We start from the raw sequence: 14,970 nt of genomic DNA on the forward strand, positions 1-14,970 counted from the left end.
GCAGGAGGGCGCGGTAGCGGCGCTCCGCCGTGCGATCTCTCGTGCATGCGAGTGCCATGCCGAGCACGAAAAATCGCCGAACCGAAGCCGCGCTAGGGGCGCATCGCGTTTTTAATGCCGGCAAGGAGCTCCGAGTATTCGGTGTATGCCGGAAGCGCGGGATTATCCTTAATAATCTGCTCCGTCGATTTGAATAAAAATCCCGCTTTGGAAGCTTTGATCATCGCGAGATCGTTGAAGGAATCTCCCGCCGCGATCGTTTCGAAGCCGACCGACTGCAGTGCTTTTACCGTCGAAAGTTTGCTTTCGGGGCAGCGCATTTTATAACCGGTGATTTTTCCGCTTGCGTCGTGTTCCAGCGTATTGCAGAAAATCGTCGGACGCCCGAGCTTTTCCATAAGCGGAGCGGCAAACTGTTCGAAGGTATCGCTTAAAATGAGCACTTGTGTAAACGAACGCAGTTCGTCGAGAAAATCTTTCGCGCCGGGCATCGGATCGATTTTTTTTATCGTTTCGCGAATTTCATTCAAGCCGAGATTGTGTTTATCGAGGATATCGATTCGGTAGCGCATCAGCGTATCGTAGTTCGGTTCATCGCGCGTCGTGCGCCGCAGTTCGGGAATGCCGGTCGCTTCGCTGAACGCGATCCATATTTCGGGGACGAGTACGCCTTCAAGATCAAGACAAGTTATAAACATACCTAAACTATAGCACATACGCCGGCAGGGAGCAAGCCGCAGCGCGCCGGCTGTACGCGAGGACGTATACATAATAATTTTTATTGCTTTTTTTTGAAATAAGGCACATAATTATTTGTAGACTTTCATGGAGGCAATATGAAAAAACGATTCGGAATGATGATTGCCGCGGCAGCTGCGGCGATCGCGCTTTTTGCAAGCGGCTGTGCAAGTACGCCTTCTCCCCGCCGGAGCGACGGCAAAGCGCATGAACTCGTCATCCTTCACGTCAACGACACGCACGGAGCCGTTTTGGCCACGAAGGACGGCGTCGGCGGGCTTGTGTCCATGGCGGCGTTTATCAAGCAAGTGCGCGCGCAAAACAAAAATGTGCTCGTGCTTCATGCGGGAGACGTAAACACGGGTTCGGCTCTTTCGAATATGTTCAACGCGGAACCGGACATCATGAGTTTCAATAAAATGGGCTTCGACGCCATAGTGCTCGGAAACCACGAATTCGACGGAACGCTCGCAAAGCTCGAACAGCAGATAAAAATCGCCGAATTCCCGTGGGTGTCCGCAAATATCAAACGCGGAAGCCGCTATCTCGTCAAACCTTATATCATTAAAGATTACGACGGCTTCCGCGTCGCGGTCATCGGATTGACGACGCTGCGCACACTCGTCATCGCAAGCCCCGATAAGAGTCTCACTTTTATCGATGAAATCGAAGCGGCAAAGCAGATGGTAAAACGCGTACGCGAAAAAGAAAAAGCCGATATCGTCATCATCGACGGACACCTCGGCGACGTTCCGGAAACGGAAACGCAGAATACGTCGGTAAAGCTCGCCGAGCAGGTTTCGGGTATCGATTTGATCGTCGACGGTCACTCGCACTCGTATTTTGAAAAACCGAAAATCGTCAACGGCGTACCGATCGTCACGGCCAACGAATACGGAAAATACGTCGGCGACGGCGTCATGACGATCGTCAACGGTAAGGTGACGGATTTTACGTGGAAAGCCGTTCCGATTACGCTCAAAGCCTTCCCGCCCGATCCGGACGTCGAAACGCTTTTAAAACCCTATGTTGCCAAAGCGAACGCGGCGTTAAAAGAAGTCGTGATGAAAACGACGGCCGCTTTCGAATTCGGAAACCGCCTCACACGCTACAAAGAAATGGCGCTCGGCGATCTCGTGACCGACGCGATGGTCTCATACCTTAAAACGACCGGCGTCACGGTCGACGGCGCAATTACGAACGGCGGCGGCATCCGCGCTCCGCTTCCTGCGGGCAACGTTACGCGGGAAAATATTCTCACCGTTTTGCCCTTCGAAAATTATGTATACGTGCTCACGCTCAAAGGCGAAGACGTCGTTAAGCTTTTCGATTTTATCGGCAGTATCAAACAGGGAGCAGGCGCGTTTACGCAGGTTTCAAAAGAGATCCGTTACACGATCACCTATGATGCGGACGGCAACGGCAAAATCGGCAATGTCACAATCGGCGGAAAACCCATCGACAAAAACCGTACCTATCGCATTGCCACGAACGATTATATGGCAAAGGGCGGCGACGGCTATACGGTGCTGAAAACTTCGATCGATACGTACAATACGTCTATGCTCATCAGTACGGTCGTTATGGAATACGCGCAGAGACTGCAGGGTGCCGTGACTCCTGCGACGGACGGACGCATTACGCTTGTAGGCGGAAAACTGCCCGAGTAATTCCGGAAGACCGATACGGGGCGGTAAACCGTGCGCAATTGTGTGCGGCGATACGCCGCCCCCGTTTTATTTTTTACATTAGCGCATGATTTCATTTCAAAAAGCCGGATGAACATAAATCGTTTTATTCGCGACCGTATTATAAAAGTGAAATTATAGGAATCAAAAGTGCGAGTAGCCAAATGACGATTACTGATTTTTGCGGCGGAGCAAATATGTCTTTTCCTCTGTTGATTTTTATCAAGCGATACATTACGCTGAATTATTATTATCATTTTTAGGAGATTATATGAAAAAGATATTGATTATTATGGTTCTGGCTGTCTCGTGTACGTTTGCCACGTACACCGATGAGTTGGAAAATCTTATAGGAAATATCAATGATGTTTTTACAAATATCAGTAATGCAAGAAATAAAATCGTTCCGGCTGTCGGTAAGATACCGGAGAATAGAGAGCTGCTGCCGTTTGTGATGGATTATGTCAACACGAAAAATCCGGACTTGGTAGCGGGAGACGTTAAATTTCTCCGGTTAAACGCAATTGACGATGAATACCTAATTTCACAGTATGTCGTTGTTAAATATATGCTCACTTACATCCGTCAGGAATCGGTGATAGCGATAAAGGGCGAAGGCGACAAATTGTATATTTCTACGCAAAAAATAATGAACTACGCAACGGATAAAAACGGTAACAGAAAAGATAAAGGGACGATAAGTGGAAATAAAACATTGAATACTATGAATGAAATGCTTTTAAACGATTTTAATAAAAAATTTTCTTCATGGACGGACGAAGAATACGAACGCAAATATCGAGAAGCCGTCACGGACTTTGATGTTTTAAACTCAGTATCGCATTACTCACCTAATAAACTAAAAGCAAAAAAATGGTTTACGAATCATTCGCTTGACGGTGAGATGCTTTCGATTTCTTTTGTTTTTAGCGACATTGCCGAAAGTACAATGGACGGTTATGAGTATAAACTTGGAGGATTTATTCCTGGAACAACATCATATAAGGATTTGGAACCGGTTCTGGTATATTTTTTCAGTAACAATGGCAGCTACATTGATTTGCAAACGGGAACGCCTATCACGGTCAAGGGGAAAGTTGTTAAGGTTAATTATTCATCTGACTTTGATAAGAAATATCAAATTATATCAATCGACGTTATTGAACAGTAGACAGTATATGTTTGACATATGTCAATTGATTATTGAATTCGTATACTTTTATTACATACATTAGGAGGCTATGATGAAACGCATAACAAAATCGATTTCGGCAATTTTTATCGGCGCGGTATTTTTCGTATCGTGTGCAACCGCTTCGGGGGCGGCGGAAAAAGCCAAGCAGGCGACGGCTGCAAAAAACGAAGCCGATGAAATACTGCTTGCGGAACAGGGGATGCTGGCGTACAACTGGATGCAGCAATCGGGCGAATATCGCGCGCTCGCGTATCAGGCGTTCAATGCGGCAAAAGCGGCATTCGATGCGGCGAGCCCCGCGAACGGTATGAAAAAAGCGGTCGTCGTCGATCTCGACGAAACGATGATCGATAATTCCGCCGAAGGCGCAAGCCGTCTGTTGGAACACAAGGGATTCAGTCCCGCATCCTGGACGACGTGGTGCGAAGCCGAACAGGCGCGCGCGATTCCCGGAGCCGTGGAATTTGCAAACTATGTCAATTCGCACGGCGGCAAAATGTTTTACGTTTCGAACCGTATCGCCGGCGCGGAATACGGGCCGACGGTTAATAATTTAAAAGCGCTCGGCTTTACCGGAGTCGATGAAACGTCCCTGCTTTTAAAAGACAAAGAGTCGAAAAAAACGGGACGCTTCGAGCAGGTGGAAAAAGCAGGCTATGAAATCGTCGTGTTTATCGGCGACAATCTGGACGATTTCGCTTTTACGGGAGAAACCTACCATAAGCTCAACGATGCGCGCCGTGCGGCCGTCGACAAATACAAAGCCGATTTCGGCGTAAAATATATCGTTTTGCCGAATCCTCTTTACGGAAACTGGGAGGGAGGATTGAACGCCGATTATTATAAAACCGATGCGGCCGGCAAGCTCAAAATCCGCAGAGATAATTTAAAAGTTTGGAAAAAATAATATCGAAATGAAACGGAAGGACTGTCCGAGAGGTGAAGTTTAAACGAGCCGCTGAAACAGCGCGCCTCGTTTAATTTCGAGTTTTCGGGCAGCTTCCTTTCCGCGATATCGATATGTGCTCGGCGATATACCGTCGCCCCTATCCCGCGATCTTCGTTCCGATAAAATCCTTACCGTCAAGAATATTTTTTATATTTTCAATGTTTTTTCCCGATGCGCAGATGACCGCAAGTGAAAGCTCTTCGGCCTTTTTGCTTGCGACGGGATCGAAGGGGACGTTTTTTCCCGGCGTCCACGCATCGCCTACGATTTTGCGAAAATCTTTCCAGCAAATTTCATCGATCGGTTTTGCGTCGGGATTATGACGAGGATCGTCGGTATACACTTTTTCTATATTCGAAAGATTGACGACCGTATCCGCATCGAATTTTTCGGCAAGGAGAACCGCGTCGTTGTCCGTCGAAAATCCGGGCTTCCATCCCGAAGCGACGAGGATTTTTCCGCTGAATGAAATATCCGCCGTAGGATCGCAGACGACTTCATCCCGACACAGATCGGCGCAGCAAGCTTTTAAAAGTTCCGCATTGAGCCGTGTCGCCATAATGCCGATCCGGTCGGCCACATCGTTTTGTATGTTTCCGCCGGATTTTTCAAGCACATCGCCGTACGCTTTTTGATAAACGCGCGCCGGAGCGCCTCCGCCTGAAACGAAGATGAGGCGGCGGTCGTTTCCCTCGCCGAGCCAGCGGCGCGCCATAGCAATAAAATTGTTTAAGAATTCGGTATCGGGTTTGTCGGGGGCGATGATCGAACCTCCGACCGAAAGGATTTTCGTTGTCATAACGTTTATTATAAAACCAATAAAGCGCAAACGCAATAGCGCATCGCGTTTTTATTAAGCAATGACAAAACCCGCTATTCAAGCTATAATTATACTATGCGATTTACGAGTACACGAAACAAATCCAAGACCGTCGGTTTTGCGGAAGCCGTCCTGCACTGCATGCCGGAAGACGGCGGGCTTTATGTACCTTCGGATACGGAAGACTTGCGGCGCTGGATACTCTATACAGATAAAACGACGTCGTTCGCGTCGATCGCCGGAGCGCTCACATCGGCTTTTATCAAAGACGAATTCAGTCCCATCATCTGCGAAACGATCGCGACAAAAGCCTTTCCGTTCGAACCAGCCGTCCGCCGTCTCGACGATACGCATTTTATGCTTGAACTCTTTCACGGACCTTCCGGTTGCCATCGGGATTTCGGCATCGCATATCTTACCGCCTGTCTCGAAACGATTTTGCAGATGAGAGACAGCAGTGCGACGATTTTGGCGGTAACGCGCCGTGAAACCGGAGCCGTCCTTGCTCAGGAACTGCGCGGTAAAAAGCGCATCAAAGCCGTCGTCGTCTGTCCGAAAGGAAACGTATACGGTATGGAGGAAAGCGATTATTGTTGGAACGGCGGCAATATCTATCCTGTGGAAATCGAAGGAAACGAAGACGATTGCCGAAACCTTGTGCGCAGTATTTTCGCCGACAAAAATTTTTCCGAAGCGCACCGCCTGACCGTTGCGAATACCGCAAATATCGGGCGGCTTTTACCGCAGGCGTTTTTCTATCCGTTTGCGTTTTCGCGCTTGAAAGGCGAAGTGCCGGGCGATATGTACTACGCGCTCGCGCCGGGCAATTACAGCAATATCGTCGCGGGTTTGTACAGCTGGCGTTTTGCGCTTCCTTTAAACGGCTTTTTTATTCCTGCAACCGACGCGCTCACCGTCAATGCGGCAGGCGACTGCATCGTCCTCGATTCGGTCGTCCCGTATGCCGAGCGCATGCCTGCCGATCCGACCGATCCGTCGAATATCGAGCGGCTTGAAGAAGTGTTTTCCGCAAATAGCTTGATGATGCGCAATTTCGTGTATCCGGTAAAACTCACCGACAAGATGGTAGACGACGCGGTAAAAGAGCTTTTCGTAAAATACGGTATTTTTGCCGACCGGCACACGGGGCGCGCCTATGCTGCGGCAAAGGTGAAAGCCGATATGTCGTCGGAAGACGGCGGCGCCGTCATTATCGTTGCGCGCGATCATCCTTGTCTTTCGGCCGATTATATCCGCAGTACGACGGGCGAAGCGCCTTGCGTGCCCGAACGGATCGCATCCGCGCTGAAAGCCGTCCGTGTCGGAAAGCCCGTGATTTCATCGGAAGCCGAACTGCGCAGTATAATCGCCGGTATCGCCTGATAAAGAAAGGTTTAAACGAGCCACGCCCGTGTACGAATGCGGCAATTTTCGAAAATGTCGAGCCGGCGTATACGTATATCTGCAAGTTTTCAAAAATTGAAGTTAAACGAAGCGCACTGTTTCAATCTTTGTCTATGCGTTCGTATCTCTAGTCCGTACTTCGAATCTTTACCGTACAAGAATCGCTTCTGCCTTTGCCGTCGGCGACGGTGAGTTCGTAAACGCCGGGAGCGGGCTTCCATTCATATTTTTCGCCCGGTGCGCTTTTGCAGATAAACGACGCGCCCGAAAACCAAAACAATTCTTTCGTATCGGCATCGGCGGACGCGCTCAAAACGATGGTGCTGCGCGCGGGATCGGAGGAGCGGAACACATATTCTGTATGTTTGAGAGGCGACCGTATTTCCGGCGGATAGCCGCTTTTGTGTAAACCGCTTTTGCTTTGCTCCGGCGGGTAATCGGGAGGAAGAAGCCGCGGCAGTCCCGCTTCGGCAAAAAGCGCCTGCAAATCGCTCGGCCAAAATTCTCGCACGACTTCTTTGCAATACGGTTTTCCGGTTTCGTCGGTGCGGTAACCGCTTCTCGTGTCGATCGTTATCTTTCGATGAATGCGGCACTTCGCTATCGGCGACACTCCGGGGATAAACCACGCTTCTTCGGTATGCGGGCAGTCGTCGGTCGGAACGGCGCCCGACACCGAACACACGCGTATCTTCGTCACTCCTTCAGGCGGAGACTTCCGGAATGCGTCGACTCTGCCCGACGCGATCATGCTGTCGGCAATCGCAAAAAAGAGGGGAGCTGCGGCACTGCGTCCGAGGAAGGCATTGTTTCCGACGCCGTCGAAATTTCCTATCCATACGCACATCACGTACTTGCCGAAAAAGCCCGCCGTCCACGAATCGCGGAAGCCGACGGACGTTCCCGTTTTGTAAGCGACAGGAACGGCTTTCGCTTCGGTAGGTCTTGCTTCGACGGGCGGAGGATTTTGCTCGAGCATTTGGCACACGATAAATGCCGCTTCGGGTGAAAACAGTCGATGCTCTTTAAAATTATTAATTGGCAATGCATCGCCGATTGCCGCACGGCTTTCGCTCATAACCGCTTTAAGCGGCCGCTCCGTACCTCCGTTTACGAGAGAAGCGTACAGAGTCGTAAGTTCGAAGGGCGTTACGTCCGCACTTCCGAGCACGATCGAAAGCCCGTAGCTGTCCTTCGCTTTGAGGGCGGAGATATCCGCGTCCGCTAAAAAATCGTAGAGATCGGGATTTTTCAATTTCCGTGCGAGCGTTACAGCAGGGATATTGCGGCTTTCCGTAAGCGCCTGCCACGCTTTTATGGGACCTTTGAATGTGTTGCCGTAGTTGTCGGGCGTATATTCGCTGAAACTCGACGGCGTGTCTTTGAGCATCGTGCCGTAATGGATGATCCCCTGATCGAGGGCGAGCGCGTATATAAAAGGTTTCAGCGCGGAGCCGGGCGAACGCTTTGCGATGTTTCCGTCCACTTGCCCCTGAATGGCATCGTCGTAAAAACGAGCCGAACCGACAGCCGCAAGCACTTCCATCGTTTCGGAATCTGCGAGTAGGACTGCGGCGTTCGCAATGCCCAAATGCCGCTTCCGGTTGATAAAAAAGCGGATGCGAGATTCAACGAGTTCCTGCAAATTCGAATCGATTGTCGTTTTAATAATTTTTTGCGGATGTGCGAGATGCGGTCTTTGCAATTCGAGCATACGGGTATAGTGCGGCGCTTCATCGGGAAAGGTGCAGACGAGCTGCGGGGGCGAGATGACGAAAGCGCGTTCGCCGATCGCCGCCGGACGTTCCTTTATCCATTCGTCGAAAAGCGAGAGTCTCGCGTCGATGAGTTCGTCAGGGACACGGGATGCGGAGGGACATCGCTTTGCGGGATTTTGCGGAAGTATGCAGAGCATGAGGCGTTGCGGCAGATCCGTCTTTTCGATGCTCTTTCCGAAAAAATAATAAGAAGCCGCCTCGAAACCTTCGATGTTTTTTCCGCAGGGCGCGAGGTTGACGTACGCGTCGAGTATGTCCTGTTTCGAATACAAAACTTCGAGACGGAGCGCTAAAAAAATCTGCGCGAGTTTTCCGGGTACGCTTCGCGTATACAGACGGTATTTCAATTTTGCCGTCTGCATCGTAATCGTCGACGCGCCTATAACGCGCGATCGCTTTACGTAGGTTTCCCAGCCCGCGCGTATGAGGGATGCGGGATTGATGCCGTGATGCAGGTAAAAGCGCCGGTCTTCCCGAAGCAAAAGCGCTTCGATAAATTCTTTCGGAAATTCCGTAACGGGTTTATAAATGCGAAAGCGTTCGTCCGGAGTGAGGTATACGCGGAGAAGTTTTCCGTTCCTGTCGGCATAGGCGCCTGAAAAAGAGATGCCGTCGAGGATGCCGTTCGCTTTGCTGCGGACGACATCGACAACGCAAAAAAGCAGCAGCGCTCCCGCAACGCCGAGAGCTGCCGCATGACGCTTTTTCATTTATCGGAGATCGTTATGCTTTTTTGCGGACGGAGCGCGCGCTGCGTGCCGTCGTACATCGCTTCGGCAAAGAGCGGCGGCACCGTGTACTTCCCTGAGTTGACGGCTCGCACTTTGTACGTGAACGTTTTAAGTTCCTGCGTCACAGTTCCGAAGAGCACGATGCGGTCTTCGCGTATGTCGACGTAATCGGGTTTCCAGCCGGTATCGCTTTCGCGTACGGACGCGATATCAGCTTCCAAACCGCACGGCAGCATATCGACGACGGCGACGTTGCGTATCGATTTGTTTTTCGTCGAACGGACGTTCACTTTTACCGTCACTTCATCGCCGAGTTTTACCGCATCGATTTTTTTACCGTTCGCATCGACAAATTCGCGGTACACTTCGATGCCGTCTTTCGTTTCGCCTGAGGGGATATCGTGCAAAAATCCGCCCTGCGTCACTTGATAAAAGAGATTCGTCTTTTCGTCGTTCGTCACGCGAAGCTTTTGCGCATCCGAAGAGAACTCTGCGGTAAAGACTTTTTCACCCACCGGTGTAAGAGACTTCGTCGTTTTGCCCGCTTCCTCGGTAACGGTAAATTTTCCCGTTTCAGATGTGGGCATTGCCGCGAGATAGCTTTTTATTGCGATGAGCGTCATCGCGGCCGAAAGGGATGCGTAACGGCGATGAACGATTTCGTCTTCGATCGATTCGAGCAGATGTGCGGAAACGGCGGAAAGTTTTTCGGGATAATATTCCGAAATGAGGTAGAGGTACGCCGATTTGAAATACAAGTCATCTTCGAAAAAGCCGATGCTGTCGGCCGTTTTGACGCCGCGTTTTACGCGCGAGACGAGCTTTTCGCCTTCCGACGCCATGCCGAGCATTTTATACGATGCGGCGAGGAAAACGCCCGCGACGGAAGCTTTATCGTCGCGATCCATATCTTTGCGCAGAGAATTGATATAATCCGTCGTCACCGTTTCGTTGCGCGTGAGCACGTAAACGCAGAACGCGCGGCCGTATACGCCGCCGTCCGTGTCGGCCGCCCTCTTTTTCAAAACGCCGAGCAGATTGTTGAAAAACACGTCGGGAACGTAATAGCCGTTTTCGCGCGCGTCGGTTAAAAACATGGCACAGTATGCGTCGAGAGCTGCCCAGCTTTCCGAACGGTGCGTCCAAAATCCGATCGAACCGTCCGACTTTTGTCTCGACTGAAGTGCTGCGACGACGTTGTCGATCGCTTCCTGAGCGTCCGCTTTCGTTTTGCCCGACTCTTTGAGTAAGTCGGGGAACAAGTACGGATAGGCCATACTCACTTGCTGTTCCGAACAGCCGTACGGATATTTTTCGAGATAAAACTGCAAGCCCTTTGCCAGTCCGCTCGGCAGATACGAAAGCGCAATTTCTCTCGTCGCGTATTCGTTGTACATTTTTTTATCGACGTCGACGCTCGCTTTGTCTTTTGTAACGCGCCCGCTCGTAAGCCGCACTTGATACGGCATGGACGGACGGACACTCATCGAGGAAGTGATGCGCGACGAATGAGAAGCGCCCTTTGCAGTAAACGCGATATCCGCAGCACCGAGTACGTCATTCGTTTTTATGCTGAACTTCGCCGTCGCATCCCGCCCTTCGGGGATCTTTAGCGTTACCGACTGCGCGGACGTGATCGAAAAGTGAGCGGTCGGAACGGCGCCGAGTACGACGGATGCATCGCTGCCCGAACCCTTATCGTTGTTCGTTACCGTTACCGATATGTCGAAAGTATCTCCGGGAGAGGCGAAGGTCGGAGCATTCGGCACGATGACGTAAGTGTCTTTTATCTCCGACGATGCCTGTGCGACGCCTATCGCTTCGGACGACACCGCGACGGCCATAACGCGGAGGCTTCCGTTGAAGTAATCGGGAATGCGGTAGCTGAGGTTCCTCTTTTGAGGTCCCGTGTCGACGATGCCCGACCAATAGGCGACCGGCTCGTTTTGTTTCCGCTTAAACGGATTCAAATTGTGCGCGAGCAGATCGTAGTCTTCGCCGCCGCCTGCCGCAGCGAGCGTACGGAGGATATTGTATTCGGGCAAAACCAAAGCGAGCACTTGAGACGTCGAAACTTCGAGCGCGCGCTTTTTAAAAAAGTACGCAAGCGGATCGGGTGTTTTATAGCGCGCAACTTGCAAAATACCTTCATCGATCGCCATGACGACGATTTTTCCCGGCCTTTTACTCGAATACGAAATCGTGTAATCGGTTCCGGGCTTGGCTTCACGCGCTACGTCGAGCGTGATTTCGTTCGTACGCCGTTCGAGGCTGACCGAAAACGGAACGGCCGCATAGCAGAAGGGACTCATGTAGATTTCTTCGGAATCGTAGGAGCGCGCGTACATGATCGTGATATAGCCGTTTCCTTCAAGTCCCTGCGGAATCGCAATCGACTGCAGAGAGGATGCGCCGTCGGAACGGAACCATTTGTAGGTATACACTTTATCGCGTTCGACGGCGATGAGACCGCTTCCCGCGTACGGCGCTTTGATAAAAATCTGCGCCGTTTCTCCCGGACGGAAATCGCTTTTTTCCATCTTTACTTCGAGCTCTGCGGTACGCGACAGGCTTCGCTGCAAATTCTTTTCGCCGATAACGGAATACGGCGTTTTATTAAATTCGAGACCTTCTCCGTTTTTCAGCGTCAGTGTAAAATCGCCTTCATCCGAAACGGGCAGCCGATATTTCAATCCCGCTTCGGGGATCGTAAGCGTTTTCGTAAATACCGGATATTCTTTTTTTACCGATTGATATTTATACGCGCCGTTCGGTTGTTTGACGAGCACGGACACGTAGCGGTTTTCAGTGACGGCAAGTTCGACTCCCGACACCGCTCTTTGTTTGAGATCGGGGCCGACTGCGATGAGCGTCAGTTCGCGCGCCGAATCCTTTTTGATGTACGAAAGATCGCCGTCGGCTTTTACACCGATGAGATATTCGAGCGGAGAAACGTATACCGACGACTGCGAAGAGACCGCGCGGCCGCTGCCTTTTTCGTAACCGTCGGCCGTAAAGGTCATGCGGTACGACGCTTTGGCAAATTTTTCGACGTCGATCGCAAACTCCGCCCGTCCTTCATCGTCGGTCGTCTTTTCGTCGAGCGTTTCCGTATACGAATCTTTTCCGGTATACGGATCTGAAAATACGTAGCCGCGGTACTGCGGAAAGCGCATATATCCCGGATCGAGCGAAATCTCCGCCGAAACTTTATTGCCCGCCGCGACCGTGCCGAAGAGGTTTCGAAGCTTTACGACGCCCGTAAGCTTTGCCGGCCGGATCCAGCCTAAAGCCGGAAGCGGGTCGAAAGCCGTCGAAATCGAAAGCGTATCCGGTAAAAACTCTTCGACTTTGACCGTTTCGTTTCCGAGGAAAACGCGTTCGATTTTTCCGTCGGAACGCTGTTTTCTGAAATATGCGGAAACGTTGTATTCGCCGGTCGGAGAGTAGGACTGCGTGGCGAATTTGATTTCTTCAAAGCCCGCGTCGTTGAGCGCGAATTCTTTGTCGACAATCTCCGTGCCGTTCGGATCCGTGACGACGTAAGCGAGCGGAGTTCCCGCAAGGCTTTTCGCCCAATTTCCCGCTTTAACGATGAGACCGAGCTTTGCCGTATCTCCCGGCCGGTAGATGCCGCGGTCTGAAAAAATATAGGTGTGGATCGCATCGGGGTCGAGCGCGCCGTATTCGCCTCCCGTATTGAAATCCGAATAATCGAGCGAGCGTCCGTAATCGGCATACGGCATAAACGCGAAGTCGCCTCCGTTTACCGCAGTGTAGGCAACGGGGCGATGTTCGCTGCGGTTCGTCGAAAGAGAAGGAAGCGTTACGTGGCCGTCGGATGCCGTAACGCCCGAAGCGAGCGTGTCGCCGTTGAGCGCGACGACTCTTATTTCAGAGCCCGCAATGGGCCTTCCGGTCGCGATCGACTGTACGAATACGTCGCAGGTTTTGTCGGCATTTTTTTTAACGATGATCCCCTGATCGGTTACGAGGATGAGTCTCTCGTCACCGCTTCCGTTTTTTTCGCTCGACACGCGGAACAAAAAGAGACCGTATTTGAGATGCTGTGACGGGATCGAATTCAAATAGCCTGAAAAATCGAAGTTCGTATACGACGGTTTTTTCGCGTTCGTTGCAGCGACCGAAGCGTCGGAACGATAGACCGCACTCACATTGTTTTGATTGAAGATATAGTCGTAGTTGAACGAGAAATTTTTCATATCGCCGTTCGACATCGACGCGATGTGATTGATTTCATCGCTCTGCATGCGCCACACCGTGTAGTACACTTTATCGACGCCGCGCGTGAGCACCGGAATCTTTTTGCTGCCGCGCATCGAAATGATCGTACCGTCCGATAAAATCGTCGTCTCTTTGGGATAGGAGCGCACTTTTACGACTGTTCCGTGAGGATCGGTCAGATAATAATCGCCGTAAAATTTTGCGCCGTCTTTTACCGCGACGTAGAGATACGAACCCGGTTTTGCATCGATTACAAACGAATGCATCGTATCGTATTCGAGTTCCGAAGGCAGCGCCGTAAACGAAAGCGCTTTGCTGTTTTTAATAACGGTGTCGGTAACTTCTTCTTCGCTGTACCACTCGTAATCTTTTGCACCGCGACTGCCCGGTTCTGCAGGTTTATCCTGCGGCAGCTCGTATACCGAAAGCGCGCTTTGTAAATTGTCGGCGCTTATCTTCGCCGTCGTTTCGATCGCGATCACCTGCTCGTATTCCTGCGCATCGTTTTTGACAAGGGTAAAATCTATCGATTCGATTTTGGCATAGCTTGAAGAGCCGGGAACGGTAACCGAAGCCGTCATCTTTTTTAAAGGCGATCCGCCCGAAGTCGATTTGATTCCCGCCGCGATCGCGATGTTCATTGTTACGTCTTTTGCAGGCACGCCGAGCGGTTCGGATGCGAAAAACGCCGTGCGCTTATCGTCGCTCAAACCCGCCCTTACCGTATAACTGCGTTTTTCGAAAGTGCCGCTTTTCGGATTTTTCATATCGGGAGAAAGCGAGACGAGCTTTTCGATACCGTCGGAGTTTATCGGAAAATTCGCACGAAGCGAAAACGAAATATATTTTTTTGCGGGATCGGCGGCGTCGATGCAGAATTCCTCATCTTGGATTTCCGCATAAAAATCGTCGGTTGAAAATTTTGCCGTATACGAACGGATTTTAACGTGCTCGGCGAAATCTTTTTTTGAAAACGAAATCTGATACTGCGTACCGAGCGGCCACGGTTCGGAAGGCGTAAAGACGAGTTCGTCGGAACCGATCCATCGCCACTGGCCTGCCGTATCGGGTTTCATCGCTATGCCGCCGGCAATGATTTTATCGGCATCGTCGATTTTCGCGGCGGAACCGTTGAATGAAATGACGAGCGGGTCTTTCGCGTTTTCGAGCAAGTCCGGCTCATCGACCGAATAACCGATTTCCATTTTAAGCGGCATCTTCGACTCGATAAATACCCACGCAAACAAACCCGCGACGGCGAGCACGATGAGGCCGACGACCGACGCGAGTGAAATGAGAGCGATTTTCCGCGCTTTTTTAAATCCGGCTTTATTGCGGAAAAAAAAACGACCGATCGCCTTCATCCATTCAGGCGCTTCGTACTTTCCGAAAATTTTTGACCACGCGATTTTACCCATACAG

Annotated in this window: 8 protein-coding genes; 4 read left to right on the forward strand and 4 right to left on the reverse strand. The window is 51.0% G+C overall.

Annotated features, from left to right (window positions below; translation table 11 throughout):
- Window positions 1-92: 92 nt before the first annotated feature.
- On the reverse strand, window positions 93-698 hold the full coding sequence (gene thrH / locus H9I35_RS09155; RefSeq protein WP_187419106.1) for a bifunctional phosphoserine phosphatase/homoserine phosphotransferase ThrH: 606 nt from the start codon (window positions 696-698) through the stop codon (window positions 93-95).
- Between the two features lie 138 nt (window positions 699-836).
- Here thrH and H9I35_RS09160 point away from each other — a divergent pair, with 138 nt between their 5' ends.
- From H9I35_RS09160 to H9I35_RS09170, 3 genes are all read left to right on the forward strand, one after another.
- Window positions 837-2,408: a bifunctional metallophosphatase/5'-nucleotidase gene (locus tag H9I35_RS09160; protein WP_187419107.1), complete on the forward strand. Its 1,572-nt coding sequence runs from the start codon at window positions 837-839 to the stop codon at window positions 2,406-2,408.
- Window positions 2,409-2,697: 289 nt separating this feature from the next.
- A complete protein-coding gene (locus H9I35_RS09165) occupies window positions 2,698-3,597 on the forward strand; it encodes a hypothetical protein (protein WP_187419108.1) in 900 nt (299 codons plus the stop codon).
- Window positions 3,598-3,670: 73 nt separating this feature from the next.
- On the forward strand, window positions 3,671-4,528 hold the full coding sequence (locus tag H9I35_RS09170; protein ID WP_187419109.1) for a 5'-nucleotidase, lipoprotein e(P4) family: 858 nt from the start codon (window positions 3,671-3,673) through the stop codon (window positions 4,526-4,528).
- A 139-nt stretch (window positions 4,529-4,667) separates the two neighbouring features.
- On the opposite strand, the gene pyrH is transcribed toward H9I35_RS09170, so the two are convergent.
- Window positions 4,668-5,369, reverse strand: coding sequence for a UMP kinase (gene pyrH / locus H9I35_RS09175; RefSeq protein WP_187419110.1), 702 nt, complete (start codon window positions 5,367-5,369; stop codon window positions 4,668-4,670).
- A 96-nt stretch (window positions 5,370-5,465) separates the two neighbouring features.
- On the opposite strand from pyrH, the gene H9I35_RS09180 reads away from it, so the two are divergent.
- Window positions 5,466-6,773, forward strand: a complete 1,308-nt coding sequence (locus tag H9I35_RS09180; RefSeq protein WP_187419111.1) for a PALP domain-containing protein — start codon at window positions 5,466-5,468, stop codon at window positions 6,771-6,773.
- 148 nt (window positions 6,774-6,921) lie between these two features.
- Here H9I35_RS09180 and pbpC read toward each other — a convergent pair whose 3' ends face one another.
- Both pbpC and H9I35_RS09190 read right to left on the reverse strand, forming a co-directional pair.
- Window positions 6,922-9,282: a penicillin-binding protein 1C gene (pbpC, locus tag H9I35_RS09185; protein ID WP_187419112.1), complete on the reverse strand. Its 2,361-nt coding sequence runs from the start codon at window positions 9,280-9,282 to the stop codon at window positions 6,922-6,924.
- Window positions 9,279-14,966, reverse strand: a complete 5,688-nt coding sequence (locus tag H9I35_RS09190) for an alpha-2-macroglobulin family protein (RefSeq protein ID WP_187419113.1) — start codon at window positions 14,964-14,966, stop codon at window positions 9,279-9,281. Before H9I35_RS09190 ends, pbpC begins: the two co-directional genes overlap by 4 nt.
- Window positions 14,967-14,970: the final 4 nt, after the last annotated feature.

This window comes from Treponema sp. Marseille-Q4132 (assembly GCF_014334835.1).
Classification (GTDB): domain Bacteria; phylum Spirochaetota; class Spirochaetia; order Treponematales; family Treponemataceae; genus Treponema_D; species Treponema_D paredis.